We start from the raw sequence: 24,028 nt of genomic DNA, 5'->3' as shown, positions 1-24,028 counted from the left end.
ACATGGTGCAGCATTTAAAACAGATTCCGTTGGACAGTTACAGACCTTTACGGGACGTGGTAGTGGATAACCTTCGCCAGGCCATCGTCAGCGGGCAATTTCCGGCCGGTATGCGGCTGATGGAACTGCAGCTGGCAGAAGAGATGGGGGTCAGCCGGACTCCGGTGCGGGAAGCCATCCGTAAGATGGAACTGGAGGGCCTGGTGGTGATGATCCCCCGTCGGGGTGCCTACGTGGCCGATATTTCCATCAAGGACATCAACGAGGTGTATGAAATCCGTACGGCTTTGGATGTATTGGCTGCCGGCCTGGCTGCGGAACGGATCGATGATAACGAAATCAGGGAGATGAAGGAGCTGCTGGATGCGGATAAACCGCTGGTGGCGGCCAAGGATTATCCTCGGATCATCGAAAACGATACGGCCTTCCATGATGTCATTTACAAGGCCAGCCGGAACAAGCGGTGCATGAATATCATCAGCAACCTGCGGGAACAGATCACGGCCATCCGTGGCCGGTCCATGCCGTACCCTGGTCGGCTGGATGATATGATCAAGGAACACGAGAACATTTACGAAGCCATTGCCCAGCGGAGTGTGGATAAGGCCCAGAAGGCCGTGCGCACCCATATGGAAAATGCGGAACGGACCCTGCTGAAGGTCATTGAAGCCAAGGAAAAGGCTTCCGAAGAGAAACAGAAGAAAGAGGGGAAAGCGTAATGGCAAGAATCAAGCGTCTGGAACGAATCGTAGCGCTCACCAAGGAACTGAATGACCACCCGTTCCAGTTGTTCCCTTTCTCTTATTTTTGTGAGAAATTCACCGTCGCCAAATCCACCCTCAGCGAAGACGTGCAGACTGTGCGCAACGGGCTGGCCGCCTATGACCTGGGGATCATCGAGACGGTGGCCGGAGCCAGTGGCGGAGTGCGTTTCATCCCCTACCATTCTCCGGAGGCGGACAACGAATTTTTGTGGACCCTGGCCAAGAAACTCAATGATCCGTCCCGGCTGCTGCCCGGCGGGATGATTTACATGAACGACCTTCTGTTTACGCCGGACATTTCCACGCGCCTGGGAGAAATCATCATGCAGCGGACCCTGGAACTGAAGCCCGATTACATCATGACGGTGGAAGCCAAGGGGATTTCCCTGGCACTCAGTACAGCCCGGGCCTTCAACATTCCCATGGTCATGGCACGGAAGGAAGCCCGGTTCACAGAGGGCCCTGCCGTGTCCATCAGCTACGTAAGCGGGTCCAGCAAGAAGATCCAGAATATGAGTCTGCCCCGGAAAGCCCTGCCGCCCAAGGCACGGGTCCTGGTGGTGGACGACTTCATGCGGGCCGGCGGAACCGCCAAGGGCATGCAGGAACTGGCCCAGGAAGTGGGGGCCGAAGTGGTGGGCACCTACCTGTTCATTGCCAGCCGGGAACCGGAACAGAAAGTGGTGAAGGACTATGCGGCACTCATGACCCTGAAAGGGGTGGACGATGCTACGAGAGCCATTGACATCGTCCCTGAATTACTGTAAAAAGGAGAACAGAACCCATGACGGAAATGATTCCTCTGGAGACCATTCGGGCCGCCCAGGAACGCCTGGAGAAACTGGTCCACAAAACGCCTCTTGAAAGCAACCATACCTTCAGCCAGATCAGCGGCAGGGAAGTGTACCTGAAACTGGAGAACCTGCAGCGGACAGGGTCTTTCAAGGTACGGGGCGCTTCCAACTGCATCATGACCCTGAGCCAGGAACAGAAAGCCAAGGGGATCATTGCGGCTTCCGCCGGCAACCATGCCCAGGGGGTGGCTTTGGGCAGCCGTATGGCCCATTGCCGGTCCACCGTGGTGATGCCGGAAGGGGCTCCCCTGGCCAAGGCAGAAGCCACCAAGGGCTATGGCGCAGAAGTGGTACTGTTCGGTAAGACCTTTGACGAATCCCTGAAAAAGGCCCAGGAAATCCAGAAAGAAACCGGCGCCTACTTCGTCCATCCCTACGATGACCCGGCGGTGATCGCCGGTCAGGGCACCATCGGTTTGGAAATCCTGGAACAGAATCCCTACATCGAGAGCATCGTGGTACCTGTAGGAGGCGGCGGCCTTCTGGCCGGTATCGCAGCTGCAGTAAAGCAGGTGAACCCCAAGGTGAAGGTGTACGGGGTGCAGACGGAGCAGGCTCCGGCCATGTACCTGTGCAAGAAAGAGGGCAAATGGGTGAGCCACGGTGTGGGTAAGACCATCGCCGACGGAATCGCCGTAGGGCTGCCCGGCAAGCTCACCTGGGAACTGATCAACAAATACGTGGATGATATGGTGCTGGTGAACGAAGAGGACATCTGCGCCGCCATGCTGCTCATGCTGGAACGGGGCAAGATGGTGGTGGAAGGCGCCGGGGCAGCTCCCCTGGCGGCTCTGCTCCACAGCATCGTCCCCGGCAGTGACCGGGCAGCCGCCGTGATCAGCGGCGGGAACATCGACGTGAACACCATCAGCCAGATCATTGAACGGGGACTGGTCCGCACCGGCCGCCGGGTACGGATGGTCACCTGGATGGTGGACCGGCCGGGCGAGCTGCTGAAGTTCGTCAGCCATCTGGAACAGATGAAAATCAACATCCTGTATATCAACCACGACCGGGCCGACCGGTCGGTACCCCTGGGCGTCACCCGGGTGGAACTGGATGTGGAGACCCGGAATGCCCAGCACGCCAAGGAAGTGGCGGATACGCTGCGCAAAGCCGGATATAAGATTGAACTGAGATAATTTGTAGGAGGCATCAGAACCATGTCGGAATTGGCTGCCATTATTTTGGCTGCAGGGAAGGGGACCCGGATGAAATCCAAACTCCCCAAAGTATTGCATAAACTGAGCGGGAAACCCATGCTGGAACATGTGCTGGACGCAGCCGATGAGGCCGGGGCGGACGACAAGATCGTGATCGTGGGCTTCGGCTCCGAAAAGGTCACGGAATTTCTGGGGACCCGGGTCCGGGTGGCCGTACAGGATGAACAGCTGGGTACGGGCCATGCGGTGCTGCAGGCCCGGGATTTGCTGGGCGATACGGAAGGGACTGCGCTGATCCTGTGCGGGGATACGCCGCTCCTGGAAGGGGCGGAACTGAAGAAGTTCTATGAGACCCACCTGAAGAGCGGTGCCGGTGTCAGCGTGCTGACGGCGGAAGCTCCGGACCCCTTCGGCTACGGCCGGATCCTGCGGGACGATGCCGGCCAGGTGACGGGTATCGTGGAAGAAAAGGATGCCACGCCCCAGCAGCGGAAAATCCGGGAAATCAACACCGGCATCTACTGTGTGGAACTGCCCCTGCTGTTCGACCTGCTGGTGAACCTGAAGAACGATAACGCCCAGGGTGAATACTATCTGACGGATATCCTGGCTGAATGCCTGAAGAAGGGCCGCAGGGTGGCCGGTATCAAGACCGGGGACTTTGACATGGTCATGGGCATCAACAGCCGGAGACAGCTGGCCGTGGCCCAGAAGGTCATGAATGCCCGGATCGTGGGTAAGCTCATGGACGAAGGGGTTACCGTCATGGACCCTGACAGCACCTTTGTGGAAAAAGGCGTGAAGGTGGGTCGGGACACTGTACTCTATCCCTTCACCTGGCTGGAAGGGGAAACCGTGATCGGGGAGGACTGTGAAGTAGGTCCTCAGGTGCGGTTCACCAACGTGAAGGTGGGCAATGATACCCATATCCAGTTCGCCTATGCCCATGACTGCCAGGTGGGCAGCGGCGTCCATATGGGGCCCTATGACCATCTGCGGCCCAATACGGTCATCGGCGACAGGGTAAAGATGGGCAACTTCGTGGAAGTGAAGAACTCTACTGTGGGCGTGGGCACCAAACTGCCCCATCTGCAGTACATTGGTGACAGTGATATCGGCAGCGGCGTGAACATGGGCTGCGGCACCATTACTGTGAACTACGACGGAAAAGTGAAGCACCGTACCACCATCGAGGATGATGCTTTCGTGGGATGCAACAGCAATCTGGTTGCTCCTGTGACCATCGGCAGGGGAAGTTATATTGCAGCTGGTTCCACCATTACCAAGGACGTTCCGGAAAATGCATTGGGCGTGGGGCGCAGCCGTCAGGTAAACATTGCCGGCTGGGCAGAAAAATATCGGAACAAAAAATAAAAAGAAGCAGATAAAACAGGAGCCCATAGGGTGCAGCCGGATCGGCTGTCCCTATGGGCTTGTTTCATAATCATCAGGCAGGTGGCTCCCGGCAGCGTCTGGCGCAGGAAAGCCACTGCGTTCCCTTTACAGGGAAGCCCCCAACTGGAAGGCGTCCGGATTGGGAGGGATGTGGTCCATATCCAGATCGTCCGTGTGTTTCAATACAACGTTCCCTGCATTGGTCCATTCCATGCGTTTCATCAGATAGTCGAAATGGGTGAGGAGCGGTTCCGGATGGGCACCGCCTGCAGCCATCAGAAGGACACCGGTTTTCTGGTTTCCGTGCAACTCATCCTTTTCTCCCTCTGCCAATGCCCAGAGACGGTCCATGGCAATTTTCAGCAGGCCGCTGTATGACCAGAAAAACAGCGGTGTAGCAAAAACGATGACCTGGGACTTCCGGTAGGTATGGTAAATCAGATCCATATCGTCGGACTGGGTACAGGGCCGGAGCGTATTCTGGCCTCCGTGAAGGCATCCCAGGCAGGGATGGATCTTCATGTCCCGCAACTGGAAGAACGTAACTTTATGGCCTCTGGATTCCGCTCCGGCTGTAAAAGACCGGATCAGGGAATCGGTGAACCCGTGGGGACGAAAAGATCCGTTTAACACCATAATTTGTTTCATGCAGGCAGTTTCCTCCTTGTGCCATCTCCCTGGGACACTGACCCGGAGAGGGTATTTCTCATGGAATTGGATCCTATGAGGGGCTGTCCATCTATTATAGCCTATGGGGGAGAACGAGAAAAGGAATTTTCCTGACATTTACTTCACTGCCAAAAAGAAGTAAGATGGAAAACAGGAGGCGTGACAGAAATGCATCAATTGAATTGGAAAACCATCATGGTAATTTTGCCGCTGCTGGCCCTGGGGCTGCCGGCTGTAACGGGAGCAGAAGGATCCCTTACGCAGGCAGCCAGCGTCCAGTACCGGGCAGACGGCACTCCATCAAAGGAAGTCTATTCCGGCTATGACCTGGCCGTACAGGATGATACCCTGACGCTGAACCTGAAAGGGAACGCAGAGGGGAATATGGGATGGGTTGTGGAGAACCTGGATCCGGCCCTGCTGAGACTGGATGACCGGACTGTAACCCAGGGCACCGGGGAACAGACAAAGCTGTCCGTAACCAGGCTGCATTTCACGGCCCTGAAGGCAGGGGATGCCATATTCCGGATCAGACAGGACAAGGCAGCCGGAGCAGAGGAACTGGAAGCCCATGTCACCATCAATCAGGAGAAGCAGATCACCAGTGTCCGCTTCACCCGTCCGGGTGCAGCCGCCAGCAAGGAAGCCTCTGCTCGGAAATCTCCGGAGTCTGTCCAGGGAAATCCTTTTCAGGAAACCCATGAAGGGCATTTGATCCGCAATGGTTTTACGGGTGAAGCCTATTCCGACCAAATGGTGCTGCTGCACCTTGATTGGGGGATGACCCGGAAAGACGTGGAAAAACTGGCCAAAAAAATGGACTGCAGGGTGCAGTATTACATGCCCATGCTGAGCATGGCTGCCCTCAAACTGGATAAACCGGTGCAGGATTCCCGGGAAATGCGGAAGATCCTGGATCGATTCAACGGAACCACAGGCGTGATCATGGCGGATGTAGACCGGATCATGCTGCTGGAATGATCCATGATACAGGTCCTGAAGGATATTTCCCTGAAAGGCAGCTGAGGGGAAAGGATAACGAGTTGAGGTGAGGAAATGCTGCTCTTGGAAATCATTGAAGATATCCTGCCCATTATTTTCCTGATGGCGCTGGGATATTTCCTGCGGGAGAAAAAATTCATCAACGATGGCTTAAATGCTAATCTTGCCTTTCTGGTGATGAATATCGCCCTGCCGTCGTCCATTTTCGTTTCTGTGTTGAAAACCCTGGACCTTTCCCGGTTGGGAACACTGAAGGAGCCGCTGCTCCTGGGCGCCGGGGTGCTGGTTGTCTTGTATGCGATCAGTGTCCTTCTTGTGAAAGTTTGCCGGATTCCCCGGGGACGCCGGGGCAGTTTCATCAACGGCATCGTCAATACAAACAGCCTCTTCATCGGTATGCCCTTGAATGCAGCGCTGTTTGGCGATAAAGCCATCTCCTATTTTCTTGTTTTTTATGTGCTGAGTCTGTTTTCCATCTGGACCATTGGTGCCACGCTGGTGGTCAATGACTCCAGTTCTTCCTCGGATGCTGTGGGAGGCTCCTGCTTCCAGCCGAAACGGCTTCTGCAGGCACCGCTGGTGGGAGGTGTGGCGGCTTTCCTGGTCCTTTTACTGGGCATCCAGGTTCCGAAGCCTCTGTTCGCCACATTGAACTATCTGGGCAATATGGTGACAGGATTGTCACTGATCTATATTGGCATCAGTCTTTCGGTGGCCGGACTTTCCAGCATCCGCTTCGACAGGGATACCCTTGTTGCCATGGTCGGTAAATTCGTCCTGAGCCCGGTACTGACGGCTGGGATATTCGGCCTTGCGGCTCTTTTGGGATCGGCCCAGCCGGTGATCGCCAGCCAGACTTTTATCGTGCAGAGTGCTGTGCCCACCCTGGCTGTGCTGCCAATCCTGGCCGAACAGGGCAAGGGTGACGTGGTTTACGCTGCCAACCTGGTCACCATTGGCACGCTGCTGTTTGTGGTGGTGGTGCCGCTGGTCATGCTGCTGGTATCCTAGCAAGACAGGGAAACGAGAAGCGTGCAGAAGGAAGTCCTGGAACAGGCAGGAAATGCCGGTGGAATTTTTTGCAGACGATGGAGTGTGAAAAATAACTCCTTGCCATACAGGGCAATGAGTTGTATACTTTTTAATAGATTTAAATTATAAGCAGTGGGGGTATTAATTGTATGTTGGGTGATAAAACAGGCGAAGACATGGCTATTTTCTCCGGTAACGCCAATCCTGATCTGGCACGGGAAATCGCTGCCTATCTGGGTACCACGGTAGGGGATGCGGTCATTAACCGCTTCAACAACGGTGAAGTACAAGTCATGATCAATGAAAGTGTCCGTGGCAAGGATGTATTTGTCATCCAACCGACCTGCGGACCGGCAGTCAACGATAACGTCATGGAACTGCTGATCATGTGCGATGCTTTCAAGAGAGCCAGCGCACGTCATATCACGGCGGTAGTTCCTTTCTATGGCTATGCCCGGCAGGACAGAAAAGCCCGCGGCCGTGAACCCATCACTGCCAAACTGATGGCAGATCTGATGACCGTTTCTGGCATTACCCGTCTGGTAACCGTGGATCTTCATGCGGCCCAGATCCAGGGCTTCTTTGATATCCCTGTGGATCATATGCCCGGCGGCCCGATCCTGGCCGACTATGTAAAAGAAAAAGGCTTCGCTCCGGAAGACATGGTGGTCATTTCTCCGGATCTGGGCGGTGTAAGCCGTGCCCGGAACATTGCCAACCGTCTGGAATGCGGACTGGCCATCATCGACAAGAGACGGCCTGAACCTGGCGTGGCAGAAGTCATGAACCTGATCGGTAACGTGGAAGGTAAAATCTGCATCATGGTGGACGATATCGTAGATACCGCCGGTTCTCTGTGTGAAGGCGCCAAGGCGCTGAAGAAATTCGGTGCCAAAGACATCTACGCCTGCGTAACCCACCCGATCCTGACGGATCCGGCTCTGAGCCGTATTGCACAATCCGAAATCAAGGAACTGATCGTGACCAATACGATTCCTCTGCCGCCCAACAAAAAGCATCCGAAGATCACCCAGCTGTCTGTGGCTCCGATCCTGGCAGAAACCATCCTGCGGATTTACAACCAGCTGTCCATCAGCCAACTGTTCGAAATCTAAAGTACACATGGTGTAAGGGGCTGTCCTGTGACAGCCCCTTATTTGGCAATGGCTGGATTCCCTCCGGGAGACCACGGACGGGCTCCCCTCATGGGCAGCCCCTACGCATTTCATGTATCATACGTTGTTTTTGTAGGGACGGCCCATAAGGGACGTCCGTTCCCAGGTCTGCCAGAGGCACCAGCCACCAATCACTAACCACTGACAGATTGGAGAGTTTTACAGCCATGAAATTAGTCGTTGCCCTGGGCAACATTGGAAAGGAATATGCCGGTACCCGGCACAACATCGGATTCATGGTGGCGGACATCCTGGCCAGCCGCTGGGGTGAGGAAAGCGGCTGGCGCAAGGCTGACAATGCCACCTACCTGGAAAAACGGATGCCGGAGAAATGTTATCTCATCAAACCCACCACCTACATGAACAACAGCGGGGTGGCAGTGGCGGATTTTGCCAATTTCTACCACATCCCGCCGGAAGAGGTGCTGGTGATCCAGGACGATATGGATCTGCCGGTGGGTACGCTGCGGATTCGCCGCAAAGGGTCCTCCGGGGGCCACAATGGTCTGAAATCCATCGAACGGGCTCTGGGCAGCCAGGACTATCCCCGCATTAAGGTGGGCATTGGGCATCCGGTCCATGAGGAGCAGGCCGTGATCAGCCATGTGCTCCATCCCTTTCGGGGAAAGGACAGGGAAACCATCAATCACGTACTGGCCAAAGCGGCGGATGCCGTGGAAGCCTGGCTGAAAGGAGCTTCCCTCAGTGAAATGATGGAGAACTTCAATATGAAAGCTCCCAAAAAGAAACCTGTGCCGGACGTGAAGCCGGAAGAAAAGGAGAACGCACAATGATGAAAGTCCGTAAAGCCGTCATCCCCGCCGCCGGGTTCGGCACCCGGTTCCTGCCGGAAACCAAGGCCATGCCGAAAGAGATGCTGCCCATTGTGGATAAACCCACCATCCAGTACATTGTGGAAGAAATCCTGGAAAGCGGCATTGAACAGATCCTGATCATTTCCGGCCATGCCAAGCGGGCCATCGAGGATCATTTCGACTCTTCCCCGGAACTGGAGGAACACCTGTACGAAACGGGTAAAATCGAACTGCTGAAGCAGATCCGGAAGATTTCCGACATCAAAATCCACTATGTGCGCCAGAAATACCAGCGAGGACTGGGGGACGCCATCCTGTGTGCCAAAGATTTCATCGACGGGGAACCCTTCGGTGTGATCCTGGGCGACGACGTGGTGTATAACGGGAACGGGGAACCGGCCCTGAAGCAGCTCATTGACCAGTATGACAAGACCGGCGGCACCATCATCGGCTGTCAGGTGGTACGGCCGGAGCAGGTGTCTGCCTACGGAATCATCGATGGCGCGGAAACAGAAGACCATAACCTGCTGAAGGTAAAGGATATGGTGGAGAAACCCAGCGTGGAAGAGGCTCCCAGCCGGTTCGCTGCCCTGGGCCGCTATGTGATTACACCGGATGTGTTCGATATCCTGGACGAAACCAAACCGGGCAAGGGAGGAGAGATCCAGCTCACCGACGCCCTGCGGGTGATGGCTCATAATGAAAGCGTCTATGCCTACAATTTTACCGGCAAGCGCTATGATACAGGGGACAAGCTGGGCTATCTGAAGGCCACGGTGGAATTCGCCCTGCGCCGCAAGGACCTGGGACCGGCGTTCAAGGAATATTTGAAAGAACTGACGAAAACCCTGTAAATCTTTGTCCTTCCCTGAAAGGGAAGGGGAACCAGCCGAATGGCTGGTGGATGGGTCACACACCCGATGTGAGACCCCCTGCCCGCAAGCGGGTCCTTTCCCCCTTTCAGGGGGACACAAATCAAAAAGAGGGATTGCCGGCGCAATCCCTCTTTTCTTTTCCCTACTTCCGTGTTATACTATAGCCAATTAAATGTAACTTCAATGAAAACAGTTGATAGGAGATGGAAGAAATGCGTGAACGGAATTTTTATGAAGCGGTGGCCCATCGGCGCACCAATTATGCCCTGGGAAAGAATATCCCGGTCACGGAAAAGGAAATCGTGGAAACGGTGGAGAAGGTGACACGGGAGGTCCCTTCGGCCTTTAACATGCAGAGCGGCCGGGTGATCATCGCCCTGGGCAGCAAGCATGATGCCGTGTGGAACATTGTGATGGAGACCCTGCGGAAAATTGTACCGGCAGACAAATTCGCTCCCACGGAAGCCAAGGTGAAGGGCTTTGCCGCTGCCTACGGGACCCTGCTGTACTTCGAAGAGATGGCTACGGTGAAGAAGCTGCAGGAACAGTTCCCGGGCTATGCGGACAACTTCCCCATCTGGGCCAGCCAGGGGAATGGGATGCTGCAGTTTGCCCTGTGGACGGCCCTGACGGATCTGGGACTGGGCGTGAATATCCAGCATTACAACCCCATTATCGATGATGCCATCAAAAAGGAATTCCAGGTGCCGGACAGCTGGGTCCTGGTGGCGCAGATGCCTTTTGGCGAAGCGGTGGCAGATCCCAAACCCATTGAAAAGCTGCCTGCCGGAGAGCGGGTATGGGTGAGAAAATAAAAATAATAAAAAATCGCTCCTTTTGAGGGAGCGATTTTTATCATTTGGCTAGTGACTGGAGACTAGTAACCAGTGACGGGGTGTGAAAAAGCATTTTTTCACATCCCCTTTTGTTATTCTTTCGCCGGAAACAGCTTTGTCAGTCCGTAGGTCAGGGCTGCAAACAGGGCCATGACCACGAACACCAGAGGATAGGCGATGACGAGCAGTTCCAGGGATGATGTGATTGCATCCATCGTTCCAGCACCTCCCTTACATAAGCACCGGGATCAGGGCCATGACCAGTCCCCCGGCCACCACACTGGCCACCTGCCCGGCCACGTTCACACCGATGGCCGGCTGCAGGATGAAGTTGGTGGGATCTTCCTGCAGGGCCATCCGGCTGATCACCCGCCCGCTGATGGGGAAGGCGGAAATGCCGCAGGCTCCGATCATGGGATTGATTTTCTGTTTCAGGAACAGGTTGGCCAGTTTGGCGAACAGCAGGCCGCCCACCGTATCGAATATGAAGGCCACCGCACCCAGGCACAGGATCTTCAATACCTGCAGGGTCAGGATGTTTTCGGCCGTCATGGTGGCACCTACGGTGATTCCCAGAAGCAGGGTCACCAGATTGGTCAGTTCATTTTGGGCACAGTTGGACAGGCTGTCGGTACAGCCGGATACTTTCAGCAGATTGCCGAACATCAGGGCCCCGATCAGGGGTACGGAAATGGGAGCGATGATCCCGGCAATCAGGGTGACCATCAGGGGAAACAGGAACAGGGCCGTCCTGGAAACAGGTTTTTCTTCCTGGTAGGGCATCCGGATGAGCCGTTCTTCCCGGGTGGTCAGCAGTTTTACCACCGGCGGCTGGATGATGGGTACCAGGGACATGTAACAGAAAGCAGTTACAGTCAGCGGGGCCAGCATTTCGGTGGCAAATTTCTGGGCCACAAAGATGGTGGTGGGGCCGTCGGCGGCTCCGATGATGCCAATGGAGGCAGCTTCGTTGAAGGGGAAACCGACCAGGGCCGCACAGAGGGTGGCTGCAAAAATGCCCAGGTGAGCGGCCGCGGCAAAGAGCATCATATAGGGCTTCCGCAGAAGGGGCGTAAAGTCGCACATGGCGCCGATGCCGATGAAGATCAGTACCGGGAACAGCTCATTGGCAATGCCCATTTTGTACAGTACGGTAAGGAATCCCGGTTCCCCGCCCCCTGTGGGCACCACGGCAAAATGACCGGGGATGTTGGCCAGGATGCAGCCGATTCCCATGGGAAACAGCAGTACGGGCTCATACCCTTTGCGGACTCCCAGATAAATCAGCAGGCCGCCGATCAGGAACATGACCCAGATGGTCCAGTCGCCCATGGCCAGGACGCCGGCGAACAGTTCCCGGAAAACAGTTGTTGCGTTTGACATATCCATCACCTCATGAAAGATTTCTGCCAGGTCCATAAAAAAGAGGACCGGACATTTTTCAATGCCAGGTCCTCCCAACCCTTCCTACCCCTGTGCCATCCGCAGGAAGGTCATATCCAATTGGTACAGAGGCATTATATCCTATAATGGGATTTTACGCAAGATGAAAATGGTTTTGCGGATCCGGCATGGCTTCTTCCGGGAATAACTGTGGTATAATGGATAACGATGTAAGAAGATGGTATTTCCCGTCTTCAATTCGCTAAGGGGAGTGAATGGCAATGGATTATAAGGAACTGATGGAAAACGCACGGAAATGTCTGGGGAAGTGCAAGGGCTGTCCCGTCTGCAACGGGGTGGCCTGTCGCAATACGATTCCGGGACCCGGAGCCAAGGGTGTGGGCGATACCGCCATCCGTAACTATAACAAGTGGCAGGAAATCCGGGTGGTCATGGATACCCTGTGTGCCAAACGGCCGGTGGATACCAGCCTGGAACTGTTCGGCAAGACCTTCAAATACCCGATCTTTGCCGGCCCGGTAGGGGCTGTGGCCATGCACTACAGCGACAAGTACAATGATGTGACGTACAATGCAGAACTGGTGCCCGGTGCGGCCGAAGCGGGCATCGCCGCCTTCACCGGCGACGGTATGGATCCCCAGGTGATGCAGGGGGCCACGGCTGCCATCAAGGCCTGCGGCGGCCTGGGCGTGCCCACGGTGAAACCCTGGAATACCCAGATGATCTCTGAAAAGATGGAACAGGTGAAGGATTCCCATGCGTTTGCCGTGGCCATGGATGTGGATGCGGCCGGATTGCCTTTCCTGAAGAATTTTGTGCCTCCTGCGGGGAGCAAATCTGTCGAGGAAATGAAAGAAATCATCCAAATGGCCGGCCGGCCCTTCATCATCAAAGGCATCATGAGCGTGAAGGGTGCCCTGAAGGCCAAAGAAGCCGGTGCCTCTGCCATTGTGGTCTCCAACCATGGGGGCCGTGTACTGGACCAGAGCCCGGCCACGGCAGAAGTGCTGGAAGAAATTGCCGTAGCGGTGGGCGGTACCATGAAAATCTTTGTGGACGGTGGCATCCGCAGCGGCGTGGACGTGTTCAAGGCCCTGGCCATGGGTGCTGATGCCGTACTGATTGCCCGTCCCTTCGTGAACGCGGTGTACGGTGGCGGCAGGGAAGGCGTGAAGATCCTGGCAGACAAGCTGGGCGCCGAACTGGCCGATACCATGGAAATGTGCGGGGCTGCTTCTTTGAAGGAAATCACTGCGGACATGATCCGGAAATAAGGTGCAGCCATCTTGAACCAGATTAGACGGTTTTCTCCCTCTCAGCTGATTGCCCTGACGTTCGTGGGGCTGATCCTGGCCGGTGCCCTGCTGCTGATGCTTCCCATCGCCAGCACGGACGGCAGCTCTCTGTCCTTTGTGGACGCCCTGTTCACAGCCACCTCAGCTTCCTGCGTCACCGGGCTGGTGGTGGTGGATACGGGGACGTATTTTTCTGTGTTCGGCCAGCTGGTGGTCATTGCTTTGATCCAACTGGGCGGCCTGGGGCTTGTGCTTTTCGCTACGCTGTTTTCGGTGGTCATGCGGAAGAAAATCGATCTCCAGTCCCGGCTGAACATCCAGGCTTCCCTGAACCAGAATGAACTGGATGGGGTGGTGCGCATGAGTCTCCGGATCGCCAAATATACGGCGGCCATTGAAGCATTTTTTGGGACGGTGCTGGCCCTGCGATTCTTTCCGGAATACGGGCTCAAGGGTATCTACTTCGGCTACTGGCACGCGGTGTCAGCGTTCTGTAACGCCGGCTTCGACCTGTTCGGCCATTACCAGAGCCTGACTGCCTTTGTGGGTGATCCCGTGGTGAACCTTTCCATCTGTCTGTGTATCATTCTGGGTGGCCTGGGCTTTGCGGTTATGCGGGATGTGCTGAAAAAACGGAATTTCCGACAGCTGAAGCTCCACAGCAAGCTGGTACTTACGGTCACAGCAACCCTGATTGTGGTGGGTACAGCCGTAATTGCTTTTCTGGAATGGCACAACCCGGGAACGTTGGGCAGCCTTTCCGGCAGTGATGCCCTGTGGGCCAGCTTCATGCAGTCCGTCAGCCCCCGTACAGCCGGATTCAACACCATCGATATGAATGCCCTGCGGATCCCCACAATGATCTTCATTATCCTGCTCATGTTCATCGGGGCCAGCCCGGCATCCACGGGCGGCGGGATCAAGACCACCACCTTTGCGCTGATCCTTCTGAACATCTCTCAGGTGGTCCGGGGCCGCAGCGAATGCGAAATCTTCGGCCGCAGGGTGGGGAACGATACCATTTTCCAGGCCTTTGCCATCACCAGCATGTCCATCCTGTGGGTGGTGTCTGCTACCCTGCTGGTGACCTGTCTGGAGGATACTTCGTTCCTGTATGCCCTGTTCGAGGTGGTGTCGGCATTCGCAACGGTGGGACTTTCCACCGGGCTCAGCCAGCATATCTGCACCGCCAGCAAGATCATCCTGATCCTGTCCATGTATGCCGGACGGGTAGGGTTCATGACCTTTGCCCTGGCGCTAACGGCACAAAAGCCGGAAAAGCATATCCATTATCCCAAAGAGAATATCATCATCGGTTAGGAGCTGTCACAAATGAAAGACAAACGGCAATTCATCGTCTGGGGCCTGGGCCGCTTCGGCAGCAGCATCGCGGAAACGCTGACGGCACTGGGGCACGAGGTCCTGGGCATCGACAATAACGAAGACGTGGTGGAGAATATGGCGGACAAACTGACCCATGCCGTGGTCTGCGACGTCATCGACGAAAAAACGGTCAAGAGCCTGGGAGTACGGAACTTCGACGTGGGCATTGTGGCCATCGGTACACTGGAACCCAGTCTGCTGGCTACCATGCTGCTGAAGGAGGCCGGTGTCAAGACCATCGTGGCCAAGGCTTCCAACCCCATCCACGCCAAGATGCTGAAAAAGCTGGGTGCCACCCAGATCATTTCCCCGGAACGGGATATGGGCCGCCGGGTGGCCCACAACCTGGCCTATACCAATATCATGGATTTTGTGGAGCTGTCCGATAACATCTGCCTTATGGAAGTGAAGCTGACACCGGCCATGTATGGGAAAAGCATTGTGGAAATGGATGTACGGAGAAAGTACAATGTGAACGTGGTGGCCGTCAAGCACAAAGACGGAACCAGCGAGATGACCCTGGAACCCAACCAGCCCATGCAGGAAGGGGATATGCTGGTGGTCATCGGGACAAGAAAGAGTGTAGAAGCCCTGGAGGACGGCATATGATCCAAACCATCACTTCTTTGAAAAACGACCTGGTGAAGCGGGTGGCTTCCCTGAAGGTGAAAAAATACCGCCAGCGGGAAGGGCTGTTCCTGCTGGAGGGGAAACGGGCCGTGGAAGAGGCCCTGGCATCCGGCTGGAAGATCCAGTGCCTGTTTTACACCCAACTTCCGGAAGGCTGGGAAGAACAGGCAGAAACCAGCAGAGTGCCCTGGTATCAGGTATCTCTTCCTGTGCTGCAGAAAATCACGGCTACGGAAGATCCCCAGCGTGTGGCGGCTTTGGTGGAGCTGCACCGGGACAACCTGGAATCCTTTGCACCGGAAAAAGGCCTGGTGCTGGTCCTGGACCAGATCCGGGATCCGGGGAACCTGGGGACCCTGATCCGCACGGCGGATGCCCTGGGCGCCGCAGCGGTGGTATTATTGGAAAACACGACGGACCTGTACAATCCCAAGGTGGTGCGCAGTACCATGGGGAGCCTGTTCCATTTGCCGGTTTTCACAGGGGTGAGCGTGGACCAGCTGGCTGATTGGTGCAAAAAACGGCAGTTCGCCCTGTGGGCCACGGCCCTGGAAGGAGCCGAAGACGTGACGAAGCTCCAGTGGCCGGATAAAGTGGCCCTGGTGCTGGGCAGCGAGGCCGAAGGGGTCAGTGGGGAGTTACTGGCCAAGGCGGACCAGAAGGTAAAGATTCCCATGGCCGGCCACGCCGAAAGCCTGAACGTGGCCATCGCCGGCGGCATTTTGCTGTTCGAGTCCTCTTTACACAGGTAACTATTGTTGTTATAATAGGAGAGAATTTCAAACCAACAGGCGATGACAGAGACAGTACGCCACCTGGCTGGTACAGCGACCCGGGGAGGGTGGGAGCCCGGGCAGGAAGCCAAATGACCGAACATCACTCTGGAGCCGGTCCTTGAATCAGCAGTAAAGGACCCGGGTTATGATCGTTATCTCATACAGAGTGGCAGCATGGCTGTCATGAGGGTGGTACCACGGGCCCTTTTGTCCCGTCCCTTTGGGGACGGGACTTATTTTTTTGGAGGTGTAAAACTGTGAGCAAGAAAGATGACAAGTATTCAGCAACCCTGAATCTTCCGGAAACCGATTTCCCCATGCGGGCAGGCCTGCCCAAACGGGAACCGGATTTCCTGGATTTCTGGTATAAAAATGATATCTATGGAGAAAAGCAGAAACTCCATGCAGGCCACAAGAAATTCGTCCTGCACGATGGCCCTCCCTATGCCAACGGTAAGATCCACATGGGTCATGCCCTGAACAAAGTGCTGAAGGACATCATCATGAAATATAAGTACGCACAGGGCTTCGATACCCCGTACGTACCCGGCTGGGATACTCACGGCATGCCCATCGAACATGCCTGCCTGAAAGCCACTGGGGTGGACCGGCATAAACTGTCCGCCCTGGAACTGCGGAAAATGTGCAAGGAATATGCGCTGCAGTGGATCGACACCCAGCGCAAGGATTTCAAACGCCTGGGTGTGCTGGGGGATTGGGATCATCCTTATGTGACGCTGGATCCCCACTTCGAGGCGGAACAGATCCGCGTGTTCGGGTCCATGGCCAACAAAGGCTACATCTATAAAGGAAAGAAAACCGTATACTGGTGCCCCCATTGCGAAACCGCTCTGGCCGAAGCTGAAATCGAATATGCCGACCAGAAGACCCCGACCATTTTCGTGAAGATGCCCCTGGTCAAAGACAACGGCCTGACTCCGGAAGCTGCCAAGGGAAAGAAAGCCTACATGGTGATTTGGACCACCACCCCCTGGACCATTCCGGCCAACGTGGCTGTGGCGCTGAACCCTGACTTTGAATATGCCTGGGTGGAATACAACGGGGAAGTATTGATTATGGCCGCCGATCTGGTGGACAAAGTGGCCCAGGAATGTGGCGTGGAATTCGGCCCCGTGCTGGGGACCACCAAAGGCCGTGCCTTTGAAAATGCCGAATGCGAACATCCTTTCCCGGAATACAATCACCGGAAATCCCTGGTGGTACTGGCCGACTATGTGGATAAGGAATCTGGTTCCGGCTGCGTCCATACCGCTCCCGGCCACGGCGACGTGGACTATCTGACCGGTCTGAAATACCATCTGCCCATCCTGTGCCCGGTGGACACCAAAGGCTGCTTCACCAAAGAAGCCGGCGAACTGTTTGAAGGCAAGTTCGTGTTCGACAGCAACGGCCTGGTGATCAAACACCTGGCAGAACAGGGAGCCCTGCTGGGCAAAAAGAGCATCCATCACCAGTACGCCCATTGCTGGCGCTGCAAGAACCCCATCATTTTCCGGGCTTCTGAACAATGGTTTGCTTCTGTGGACGGCTTCCGGGATGATGCCCTGAAAGCCATCGCCAACGACGTGCAATGGATCCCCAGCTGGGGCGAAAGCCGCATCCACAACATGGTGGCTGACCGCCATGACTGGTGCATTTCCCGTCAGAGAGTCTGGGGCGTTCCCATCCCCATCTTCTACTGCGAAGATTGCGGGGAACCCCTGATCAACGAAGAGACGGTGGAAAAGATTGCCAACGTATTCGACAAAGAAGGCAGCGATGCCTGGTGGAAACATACGGCTGAAGAACTGCTGCCGGAAGGTACCAAGTGCCCCAAATGCGGCGGCACCCACTTCCGCAAGGAAAAGGATATCATGGACGTATGGTTCGATTCCGGTTCCTCCCACATGGGCGTTTGCAAACGGCGTCCGGAACTGTCCTGGCCAGCCGATATGTATCTGGAAGGCAGCGACCAGCACAGAGGCTGGTTCCAGAGCAGCCTGCTGACTTCTGTGGCTGTAACGGGTAAAGCCCCGTACCGCAGCGTACTGACCCACGGCTACGTGCTGGATGGGGAAGGCCGCAAGATGAGTAAATCCCTGGGCAATGTGGTGGTACCTCAGGAAGTCATCGACCAGTATGGCGCTGATATCGTCCGGCTGTGGGCCGCTTCTTCCGACTACAAGCAGGATGTGCGGATCAGCCCGGTGATCCTGAAGCAGTTGGCGGAAGCCTACCGGAAAGTCCGGAATACCATCCGGTACATCCTGGGCAACACCCACGATTTCGATTACGAAACCGAAAAGGTGCCCTTCCATGAAATGGAAGAACTGGACCAGTGGGCATTGATGCGGTTCGAAGGCCTGAAGAAGGACGTGACCGAAGCCTACGAAACCTACGATTTCCATGTGCTGTTCCATGCCATCCATGACTTCTGCACGGTGGACATGAGCTCCTTCTACCTGGATATCATCAAGGATCGTCTGTACACCAGCAAGAAGGACAGCAAGGCCCGCCGCTCTGCCCAGACGGCCATGACCCAGATCCTGCGGGAACTGATCGTCATGCTGATGCCGGTGCTGAGCTTTACCATGGAAGAAGTGTACCAGTTCATGAACAAGCCGGCTGATGCGCCCAAGAGCGTGCAGATGCTGCCCTGGCCCCAGGCTCATCCGGAATATATCCAGAAGGATCTGGAAGAGAAATGGGATAAATTCATTTCTCTGCGCAGTGAAATCACCAAGGTGCTGGAAGGCGCCCGCCGGGCCAAGACCATCGGCAACAGCCTGGATGCCAAGGTGGAACTGTATGCCACCGGCGATGCCCTGGCAGAACTGAAGGCTGTGGAAAAAGACCTGCCGACTCTGCTGATCGTTTCCCAGGCTGTGCTCCACGAAGGGCTGACCGATGCCGGCGAAGCCACCGGCCGGGACGACCTGAAGGTGGTTGTGGAAGCTGCTGAAGGGGAGAAATGCGAACGGTGCTGGTGCTACAGCAAGACTGTAGGCCAGGATCCGAAACATCCGACCCTGTGTGCCAAGTGCTGTGCCGCTGTGGAGGATTAAGTCACTGGTCTGCAGTCACTAGTCACTAGCTGAAGGGGGCCAGCACATGCTGGCATTGAATGGAATTGCCTTCCGGGAGAACTGGGAGCGGGCTCCCCTGACGGGTAGCCCCTACGCATTTCACGTAAATTTCGTTATTTTCGTAGGGATGGCCCATAAGGGACATCCGGTCCCAGGTATGGAGGTTTTATTGTTTTGCAAATTTGCTTCAGCAAGTTTGTTCCATCGGCTAGGGACTAGAGACTAGGGACTAGAGACTTCAAAAAGAAAGGGATTGTCATCTTGACAATCCCTTTCCTTCTGACTACAATATACGTAACGGAGGTATAGTATGATGGAACACGAAAAGACCATGCGGGATAAAGAGTGTAAGGAGTACCGCGACCTGATCACCCGGTTGAACCGGATCGAGGGCCAGGTACGGGGAGTGAAAAAAATGCTGGAAGAAGACCGCTACTGCGTGGACATCCTGACCCAGGTCAGCGCCATCAGCAATGGTCTCAACGCCTTCAACAAAAAACTGCTGGCCAACCACATCAAAAGCTGTGTGGTGAATGACATCCGGGCCGGTAATGACGGAGTCGTGGACGAACTGTGCGAGACGCTGCAGAAACTCATGAAGTAACCAGCCAGATCTGTTTGTGTATATATGAAGGAGGAATTGACAATGGAAAAGGAACTGAATGTAAAAGGCATGATGTGTAAAATGTGCCAGAAACACGTACATGATGCCCTGGCCGGCATGGCAGGGGTATCCGCTGTGGATGTGGACCTGGAGAAGGGTACAGCCAAAGTGACCGCTGACCGGGACATCCCTCAGGATGAATTCAAGAAAGTCATCGAAGAAGCCGGGTATGAACTGGCATAAGTCCAACCCATGGAAAAGCGGCATCCCAGTTGGGGTGTCGCTTTTTTCGCTTGCACGCGCAATCCACTCATGATATAATGACTCTCGTTAAGATTTCATTCCGAAAATGGACTAAAGAGAGGATGATCATTTTGAAAAAGCAGTTTTTGGCTATGGCATTGGCATTGCTGGTGTGCGTCGGCTACACGGGAGCAGTGGTTCCGGCAACGGCTTACGCAGCAGACACCATCGGTTATGTAGATTTAAATACCGTGTTCTCCCACCATCCTGATTTCGAATCTGCCCGGGCCGCTATGAACCTGGAACAGCAGAAAGCACAGCAGGAATTCCAGCAGAAGGCTCCCAGCCTGGACGACAATGGCAAACGGGCCCTGGACAACACCCTGACCGAACGGATTGCCAAGAGAGAACAGGATCTGTTCAACCCGATCCGGAAGAAAATCCTGGATGCCGTGCATAAAGTAGCCAAAGAAAAGGGCATCAACACCGTCCTGAGCGCTGGTGCAGTGGTTGACGGCGGTGTGGACATCACCAATGATGTCATGAAAGCCTGCGGTGCAAAATAAGTTTTTGGCTGCAGTGTCTCAACAATAGGGAATAGGGCATTTGTCAACTGCCTTGGGGAGGGAAATGCTTTCAAGCATTTCCCTCTTTTTCTATTTCTGGATCTTTTTGGCAAAGCAGGAAGGGAGCGGATGCGTGGATGAAAGGAAAAAACAGGGAAAATACGGAAAATACGGAAAATACGGGTCGGCAGCTGGGAGGTCTGGCTTTTTTGCCTCTTTTGGTGTTCCTGGTGCTCTATATCGGTTCCGGTATGACTTTTACCCTGATGGGGTTTCCAAAACCCTTCAGTTACCTGCCCCGGCATGTGGCACTGCTGGCCGGTACGCTGGTTGCCCTGTACCTGTGGCGGAAGGGGCCCATCGATGAAAAACTGAAGGTGTTCTGCACCGGCATGGGGGATTCCGGGGTCATGATGATCGTGCTGATCTACCTGCTGGCCGGAGGGTTCCAGGGGGCGGCTGCTGCCATCGGCGGCAAGACCAGCGTGGTGAACTTCTGCCTTCAGTTCATTCCGCCTTCCCTGCTGATCCCTGGTGTGTTTCTGATGTGCTGTTTCATTTCCACGGCCATCGGGACCAGCATGGGGACCATTGCGGCCATGGCTCCTGTGGCCATCGGCGTGGCCCAGGGGGCCGGCTTGAACCTGGCGGCTGTATGCGCTGCCGTGATCTGCGGCTCCTATTTCGGGGATAACCTGTCCATGATTTCCGATACCACCATTGCTGCTGCGGAAGGATGCGGTTCCAAAATGCAGGACAAGTTCCGCATGAATTTCGCCATTGCCCTGCCCGCTGCGCTGGTGAGCCTGGTGCTGTACTACCTGGTCAGCGGCCAGGTGGTGGGCAGCATCCAGGTGGGGGAGTATAATTTCCTGCAGGTGCTACCCTACATCTTTGTACTGGTACTGGCTCTCAGGGGTATCAACGTGGCCCTGGTGCTGCTGGGTGGCATCCTGATGACCGGGATCATCGGCCTGAGCCAGGGTACGGTGGACATCTTTACCTGGGCCAGGGGCCTTGGCAGCGGCATGGAGGACATGTTCTCCATCAGCATCGTGGCCATCCTGGTGTCCGGTATCATCGCCCTGGTACGGTATTACGGCGGGGTGGAATGGATGGTCCGGAAGATTACGAAACACATCCACGGCCGCAAAGGCGCAGAATATGGCATCGGCCTGCTGTCCGGCATTTTGTCCGCAGCCATGGTGAACAACACCATCGCCATCATCGTTACCTGTCCCATTGCCAGGGTGGTGGGAGGCAAATACAGCATCGCACCCAGGCGTCTGGCCAGCCTGGTGGATATCTTCGCCTGCAGCTTCCTTTGTGTGATGCCCCATGACGGCGGCATGCTGATCGTGACCCAGCTGGCAGGCACATCGCCTCTCGACGTGATGAAGTACTGCTACTACATCTTTGCCCTGCTGATTGCCACTTGCATCACCATCCAGTTCGGGACGCATGAGAATAAGTAATACCAATAGGGGGTGCCGCAAATTTGCGGCACCCCCTATTGACATTCCTAACTGTATTTGCTAAAATTACAGTATCAAATTCAACGGACATTGGAGTATCTGAAGGAGGTATCATCTCATGGAATTTTTGAGCGTGAATAAAGACAATTTTGAAAGCGACGTACTGAAAAGCAGCAAACCGTTCGTGGTGGGCTTCTCCGCTCCCTGGTGCGGCTACTGCAAACGGCTGAAACCGGCTATGGGCCAGCTGGCCGCAGAAGTGGCCGACAAGGTTTCCTTCGGCAGCGTGAACATCGACGAACAGCGGGAATTGGCGGAACAGTTTAAGGTAGAGACCATTCCCAGCCTGATGCTGGTGAAAGATGGAAAATGCAGTGAACTGCTGGTGAACCCGCCCTCCAAGGCAGCGGTGAAGACCTGGCTCCAGGAGAAAGGCGCATTATGAGTGAAAAGAATCTCTATGACATCCTGATCATCGGTGGCGGCCCGGCCGGCTATACGGCAGCCCTGTATGGAGCCCGCAGTGGGTTCCGCACGGCTGTACTGGAAAAACTCTCCCCGGGAGGCCAGATGGCTACCACCAGCGATGTGGAGAACTATCCCGGTTTCCCAGGGGTGGTGGACGGCTTCGAACTGGGCGAAAAGATGCAGCAGGGAGCTGAACAGGCCGGGGCTGAAACCGTATATGCGGAAGTGACCAAAGTGGATCTGGCGGCTGACCCCAAAGTGGTGGAGACCAGCGAAGGCACCTATCTGGGCCGGACCGTGATCATCGCCACCGGGGCCCATCCCCGGAAACTGGGCCTGCCCCAGGAGGAGAACCTGGTGAACCGTGGCATTTCCTACTGCGCCACCTGTGACGGCAGCTTCTATAAAGACAAGACCGTGGTGGTGAACGGCGGCGGCAACACGGCTGTGGGCGACGCCCTGTACCTGGCCAAACTGGCCCGGAAGGTATACCTGGTCCACCGCCGGGATACCCTGCGGGCTACGCCCATCTACCTGCAGCGCCTGAAAGATGCCCATGTGGAAATCATCTGGAACAGCGTGATCAGCGGCCTGGAAGCCGATAAGAAGCTGACGGCCGTGGACGTAAAGAACGTGAAGACCGGCGAAGTGACGAAGCTGCCGGCGGACGGCCTGTTCGTGGCCATTGGCCAGCTGCCGGAAAACAGCCTGGTTGCAGGCCAGGTGGCAACGGACAAAGCAGGCTACATCGTGGCCGGTGAAGATACAAAGACTTCTGTGCCCGGGGTATTCGCCATTGGGGATGTGCGGACGAAACAGGTACGACAGATCATCACCGCTGCGGCTGATGGGGCTGTGGCTGTCCATTTTGCGGAAGAATATCTGAACGAGAAATAAGAGGAGGAAAATAAGACAGGCGGGCCATGGTCCGTCCTGTCTTTCTGGAATTATCATGAAAAGTGATTTTATTGTAGCTGTCCATGCGTTGGTCTATTTGTCTCATCGGGGGTGCCTGGCTTCCAGCGAAGAACTGGCCGAGAACATCTGCACCAATCCGGCACGGGTCCGGAAAATCATGGGCAAATTGAAGAAAATGGGCATCATCACCACCCGGGAGGGACATGTAGGAGGATACTGTCCCTGTGAAGGGCTGGAAAAAGTCACCTTATATGATATTGCCCAGGGTATGGGGACGGTATTCGTGGATACCAAGTGGCGCAGTGGCAACGAAGAGAACAACTGCTTCATCAGCAGTGGCATGGCTTCTGTGTTCGATGGGTTGTACCGGGAAATGGATGCTTTGTGTATGGAACATTTGAAAAAGATCACCCTGGGGGATGTGACCGTAAAAATCGTGGAGACCCAGCTCCGCAGCCAGAAAGAGTGCCATGGGGCCCTTACTGGCGATTGTCCTGCCTGGCATAAGCAGTGTGGAGAAGAACATAAAAATTTTTAGATCCGAGGCTGTAGAGGGTAGCCTTGCCCTTTGCGTCTTAAAATATGTTATAATGCTTACAA

At 55.4% G+C, this 24,028-nt stretch carries 25 protein-coding genes; 22 read left to right on the top strand and 3 right to left on the bottom strand.

Features of this window, described 5'->3' with window-relative positions; genetic code table 11:
* Nucleotides 1-2: 2 nt before the first annotated feature.
* Genes BQ5462_RS09510 through glmU form a run of 4 tightly spaced genes read left to right on the top strand, consistent with a single transcriptional unit; the run spans nucleotide 3 to nucleotide 4,155 of the window.
* Nucleotides 3-719: a GntR family transcriptional regulator gene (locus BQ5462_RS09510; protein WP_071143079.1), complete on the top strand. Its 717-nt coding sequence runs from the start codon at nucleotides 3-5 to the stop codon at nucleotides 717-719.
* The gene (purR, locus tag BQ5462_RS09505; protein WP_071143078.1) at nucleotides 719-1,531 is read left to right on the top strand and encodes a pur operon repressor; all 813 of its coding nucleotides are present in this window, start codon (nucleotides 719-721) and stop codon (nucleotides 1,529-1,531) included. The genes BQ5462_RS09510 and purR overlap by 1 nt, the downstream gene beginning before the upstream one ends.
* 17 nt (nucleotides 1,532-1,548) lie before the next feature.
* Nucleotides 1,549-2,760 carry a threonine ammonia-lyase gene (ilvA, locus tag BQ5462_RS09500; protein WP_071143077.1) on the top strand — a complete coding sequence of 404 codons (1,212 nt, stop codon included), beginning with the start codon at nucleotides 1,549-1,551 and terminating at the stop codon, nucleotides 2,758-2,760.
* A gap of 21 nt (nucleotides 2,761-2,781) precedes the next feature.
* Complete coding sequence (gene glmU / locus BQ5462_RS09495) at nucleotides 2,782-4,155, top strand: bifunctional UDP-N-acetylglucosamine diphosphorylase/glucosamine-1-phosphate N-acetyltransferase GlmU (RefSeq protein ID WP_071143076.1); 1,374 nt, start codon at nucleotides 2,782-2,784, stop codon at nucleotides 4,153-4,155.
* A 126-nt stretch (nucleotides 4,156-4,281) separates the two neighbouring features.
* Here glmU and BQ5462_RS09490 read toward each other — a convergent pair whose 3' ends face one another.
* A complete protein-coding gene (locus tag BQ5462_RS09490) occupies nucleotides 4,282-4,824 on the bottom strand; it encodes a flavodoxin family protein (RefSeq protein ID WP_071143075.1) in 543 nt (180 codons plus the stop codon).
* 189 nt (nucleotides 4,825-5,013) lie between these two features.
* Between BQ5462_RS09490 and BQ5462_RS09485 the strand changes: the two genes are divergently transcribed.
* The 6 genes from BQ5462_RS09485 to BQ5462_RS09460 all read left to right on the top strand — a co-directional run bounded on the left by BQ5462_RS09485 (nucleotide 5,014) and on the right by BQ5462_RS09460 (nucleotide 10,559).
* Nucleotides 5,014-5,826 carry a hypothetical protein gene (locus tag BQ5462_RS09485; RefSeq protein WP_071143074.1) on the top strand — a complete coding sequence of 271 codons (813 nt, stop codon included), beginning with the start codon at nucleotides 5,014-5,016 and terminating at the stop codon, nucleotides 5,824-5,826.
* Nucleotides 5,827-5,901: 75 nt separating this feature from the next.
* Nucleotides 5,902-6,858: an AEC family transporter gene (locus tag BQ5462_RS09480; protein WP_071143073.1), complete on the top strand. Its 957-nt coding sequence runs from the start codon at nucleotides 5,902-5,904 to the stop codon at nucleotides 6,856-6,858.
* Between the two features lie 170 nt (nucleotides 6,859-7,028).
* Nucleotides 7,029-7,994 carry a ribose-phosphate diphosphokinase gene (locus tag BQ5462_RS09475; protein WP_022486598.1) on the top strand — a complete coding sequence of 322 codons (966 nt, stop codon included), beginning with the start codon at nucleotides 7,029-7,031 and terminating at the stop codon, nucleotides 7,992-7,994.
* A 227-nt stretch (nucleotides 7,995-8,221) separates the two neighbouring features.
* Nucleotides 8,222-8,848, top strand: coding sequence for an aminoacyl-tRNA hydrolase (pth, locus tag BQ5462_RS09470; protein WP_071143072.1), 627 nt, complete (start codon nucleotides 8,222-8,224; stop codon nucleotides 8,846-8,848).
* Complete coding sequence (gene galU / locus BQ5462_RS09465; RefSeq protein ID WP_071143071.1) at nucleotides 8,845-9,723, top strand: UTP--glucose-1-phosphate uridylyltransferase GalU; 879 nt, start codon at nucleotides 8,845-8,847, stop codon at nucleotides 9,721-9,723. Before pth ends, galU begins: the two co-directional genes overlap by 4 nt.
* A gap of 233 nt (nucleotides 9,724-9,956) precedes the next feature.
* Nucleotides 9,957-10,559, top strand: coding sequence for a nitroreductase family protein (locus BQ5462_RS09460; protein ID WP_071143070.1), 603 nt, complete (start codon nucleotides 9,957-9,959; stop codon nucleotides 10,557-10,559).
* 113 nt (nucleotides 10,560-10,672) lie between these two features.
* Here BQ5462_RS09460 and BQ5462_RS11535 read toward each other — a convergent pair whose 3' ends face one another.
* On the bottom strand, nucleotides 10,673-10,795 hold the full coding sequence (locus BQ5462_RS11535) for a hypothetical protein (protein WP_268873079.1): 123 nt from the start codon (nucleotides 10,793-10,795) through the stop codon (nucleotides 10,673-10,675).
* 16 nt (nucleotides 10,796-10,811) lie between these two features.
* Nucleotides 10,812-11,963, bottom strand: coding sequence for a sodium ion-translocating decarboxylase subunit beta (locus tag BQ5462_RS09455; RefSeq protein WP_071143377.1), 1,152 nt, complete (start codon nucleotides 11,961-11,963; stop codon nucleotides 10,812-10,814).
* A 281-nt stretch (nucleotides 11,964-12,244) separates the two neighbouring features.
* On the opposite strand from BQ5462_RS09455, the gene BQ5462_RS09450 reads away from it, so the two are divergent.
* From BQ5462_RS09450 to BQ5462_RS09390, 12 genes are all read left to right on the top strand, one after another.
* Nucleotides 12,245-13,258 (top strand): alpha-hydroxy-acid oxidizing protein, encoded by a 1,014-nt coding sequence (locus BQ5462_RS09450; RefSeq protein WP_071143069.1) that lies wholly within the window; start codon nucleotides 12,245-12,247, stop codon nucleotides 13,256-13,258.
* Between the two features lie 12 nt (nucleotides 13,259-13,270).
* The gene (locus tag BQ5462_RS09445; RefSeq protein WP_071143068.1) at nucleotides 13,271-14,599 is read left to right on the top strand and encodes a TrkH family potassium uptake protein; all 1,329 of its coding nucleotides are present in this window, start codon (nucleotides 13,271-13,273) and stop codon (nucleotides 14,597-14,599) included.
* Nucleotides 14,600-14,611: 12 nt separating this feature from the next.
* Nucleotides 14,612-15,271, top strand: a complete 660-nt coding sequence (locus tag BQ5462_RS09440) for a potassium channel family protein (protein WP_071143067.1) — start codon at nucleotides 14,612-14,614, stop codon at nucleotides 15,269-15,271.
* Entirely contained in the window at nucleotides 15,268-16,044 is a 777-nt protein-coding gene (locus BQ5462_RS09435) for a TrmH family RNA methyltransferase (RefSeq protein WP_071143066.1), read from the top strand. Before BQ5462_RS09440 ends, BQ5462_RS09435 begins: the two co-directional genes overlap by 4 nt.
* Before the next feature lie 341 nt (nucleotides 16,045-16,385).
* Nucleotides 16,386-19,133 carry an isoleucine--tRNA ligase gene (ileS, locus tag BQ5462_RS09430; protein WP_071143376.1) on the top strand — a complete coding sequence of 916 codons (2,748 nt, stop codon included), beginning with the start codon at nucleotides 16,386-16,388 and terminating at the stop codon, nucleotides 19,131-19,133.
* Nucleotides 19,134-19,467: 334 nt separating this feature from the next.
* Entirely contained in the window at nucleotides 19,468-19,758 is a 291-nt protein-coding gene (locus BQ5462_RS09420; protein WP_071143375.1) for a metal-sensing transcriptional repressor, read from the top strand.
* Between the two features lie 42 nt (nucleotides 19,759-19,800).
* A complete protein-coding gene (locus BQ5462_RS09415) occupies nucleotides 19,801-20,001 on the top strand; it encodes a heavy-metal-associated domain-containing protein (RefSeq protein WP_071143064.1) in 201 nt (66 codons plus the stop codon).
* A 152-nt stretch (nucleotides 20,002-20,153) separates the two neighbouring features.
* Nucleotides 20,154-20,567: an OmpH/Skp family outer membrane protein gene (locus BQ5462_RS09410; protein WP_235819617.1), complete on the top strand. Its 414-nt coding sequence runs from the start codon at nucleotides 20,154-20,156 to the stop codon at nucleotides 20,565-20,567.
* 137 nt (nucleotides 20,568-20,704) lie between these two features.
* Nucleotides 20,705-22,042, top strand: coding sequence for a Na+/H+ antiporter NhaC family protein (locus BQ5462_RS09405; protein ID WP_071143062.1), 1,338 nt, complete (start codon nucleotides 20,705-20,707; stop codon nucleotides 22,040-22,042).
* Nucleotides 22,043-22,160: 118 nt separating this feature from the next.
* The gene (locus tag BQ5462_RS09400; RefSeq protein WP_071143061.1) at nucleotides 22,161-22,487 is read left to right on the top strand and encodes a thioredoxin family protein; all 327 of its coding nucleotides are present in this window, start codon (nucleotides 22,161-22,163) and stop codon (nucleotides 22,485-22,487) included.
* Nucleotides 22,484-23,407 carry a thioredoxin-disulfide reductase gene (gene trxB / locus BQ5462_RS09395; RefSeq protein ID WP_071143060.1) on the top strand — a complete coding sequence of 308 codons (924 nt, stop codon included), beginning with the start codon at nucleotides 22,484-22,486 and terminating at the stop codon, nucleotides 23,405-23,407. The genes BQ5462_RS09400 and trxB overlap by 4 nt, the downstream gene beginning before the upstream one ends.
* A 55-nt stretch (nucleotides 23,408-23,462) precedes the next feature.
* Entirely contained in the window at nucleotides 23,463-23,966 is a 504-nt protein-coding gene (locus tag BQ5462_RS09390; RefSeq protein ID WP_071143059.1) for an RrF2 family transcriptional regulator, read from the top strand.
* Nucleotides 23,967-24,028: the final 62 nt, after the last annotated feature.

This window comes from Acidaminococcus timonensis (assembly GCF_900106585.1).
Taxonomy (GTDB): domain Bacteria; phylum Bacillota; class Negativicutes; order Acidaminococcales; family Acidaminococcaceae; genus Acidaminococcus; species Acidaminococcus timonensis.
The sequence above is the reverse complement of the archived record's forward strand: the minus strand, read 5'-3'. Positions and strand labels throughout refer to the sequence as shown.

What these genes read in the sequence shown, in the direction of transcription:
- BQ5462_RS09420 (WP_071143375.1), top strand. Translation starts at nt 19,468, where the DNA reads ATGGAACACGAAAAGACCATGCGGGATAAAGAGTGTAAGGAGTACCGC.
- BQ5462_RS09480 (WP_071143073.1), top strand. Translation starts at nt 5,902, where the DNA reads ATGCTGCTCTTGGAAATCATTGAAGATATCCTGCCCATTATTTTCCTG.
- ileS (WP_071143376.1), top strand. Translation starts at nt 16,386, where the DNA reads ATGCGGGCAGGCCTGCCCAAACGGGAACCGGATTTCCTGGATTTCTGG.
- purR (WP_071143078.1), top strand. Translation starts at nt 719, where the DNA reads ATGGCAAGAATCAAGCGTCTGGAACGAATCGTAGCGCTCACCAAGGAA.
- ilvA (WP_071143077.1), top strand. Translation starts at nt 1,549, where the DNA reads ATGACGGAAATGATTCCTCTGGAGACCATTCGGGCCGCCCAGGAACGC.
- trxB (WP_071143060.1), top strand. Translation starts at nt 22,484, where the DNA reads ATGAGTGAAAAGAATCTCTATGACATCCTGATCATCGGTGGCGGCCCG.
- BQ5462_RS09410 (WP_235819617.1), top strand. Translation starts at nt 20,154, where the DNA reads ATGGCATTGGCATTGCTGGTGTGCGTCGGCTACACGGGAGCAGTGGTT.
- BQ5462_RS09450 (WP_071143069.1), top strand. Translation starts at nt 12,245, where the DNA reads ATGGATTATAAGGAACTGATGGAAAACGCACGGAAATGTCTGGGGAAG.
- galU (WP_071143071.1), top strand. Translation starts at nt 8,845, where the DNA reads ATGATGAAAGTCCGTAAAGCCGTCATCCCCGCCGCCGGGTTCGGCACC.
- BQ5462_RS09510 (WP_071143079.1), top strand. Translation starts at nt 3, where the DNA reads ATGGTGCAGCATTTAAAACAGATTCCGTTGGACAGTTACAGACCTTTA.
- BQ5462_RS09390 (WP_071143059.1), top strand. Translation starts at nt 23,463, where the DNA reads ATGAAAAGTGATTTTATTGTAGCTGTCCATGCGTTGGTCTATTTGTCT.
- BQ5462_RS09475 (WP_022486598.1), top strand. Translation starts at nt 7,029, where the DNA reads ATGTTGGGTGATAAAACAGGCGAAGACATGGCTATTTTCTCCGGTAAC.
- BQ5462_RS09405 (WP_071143062.1), top strand. Translation starts at nt 20,705, where the DNA reads ATGAAAGGAAAAAACAGGGAAAATACGGAAAATACGGAAAATACGGGT.
- BQ5462_RS09490 (WP_071143075.1), bottom strand. Translation starts at nt 4,824, where the DNA reads ATGAAACAAATTATGGTGTTAAACGGATCTTTTCGTCCCCACGGGTTC.
- BQ5462_RS09435 (WP_071143066.1), top strand. Translation starts at nt 15,268, where the DNA reads ATGATCCAAACCATCACTTCTTTGAAAAACGACCTGGTGAAGCGGGTG.
- BQ5462_RS09415 (WP_071143064.1), top strand. Translation starts at nt 19,801, where the DNA reads ATGGAAAAGGAACTGAATGTAAAAGGCATGATGTGTAAAATGTGCCAG.
- BQ5462_RS09440 (WP_071143067.1), top strand. Translation starts at nt 14,612, where the DNA reads ATGAAAGACAAACGGCAATTCATCGTCTGGGGCCTGGGCCGCTTCGGC.
- BQ5462_RS09485 (WP_071143074.1), top strand. Translation starts at nt 5,014, where the DNA reads ATGCATCAATTGAATTGGAAAACCATCATGGTAATTTTGCCGCTGCTG.
- BQ5462_RS09460 (WP_071143070.1), top strand. Translation starts at nt 9,957, where the DNA reads ATGCGTGAACGGAATTTTTATGAAGCGGTGGCCCATCGGCGCACCAAT.
- pth (WP_071143072.1), top strand. Translation starts at nt 8,222, where the DNA reads ATGAAATTAGTCGTTGCCCTGGGCAACATTGGAAAGGAATATGCCGGT.
- BQ5462_RS09400 (WP_071143061.1), top strand. Translation starts at nt 22,161, where the DNA reads ATGGAATTTTTGAGCGTGAATAAAGACAATTTTGAAAGCGACGTACTG.
- BQ5462_RS09455 (WP_071143377.1), bottom strand. Translation starts at nt 11,963, where the DNA reads ATGTCAAACGCAACAACTGTTTTCCGGGAACTGTTCGCCGGCGTCCTG.
- BQ5462_RS11535 (WP_268873079.1), bottom strand. Translation starts at nt 10,795, where the DNA reads ATGGATGCAATCACATCATCCCTGGAACTGCTCGTCATCGCCTATCCT.
- glmU (WP_071143076.1), top strand. Translation starts at nt 2,782, where the DNA reads ATGTCGGAATTGGCTGCCATTATTTTGGCTGCAGGGAAGGGGACCCGG.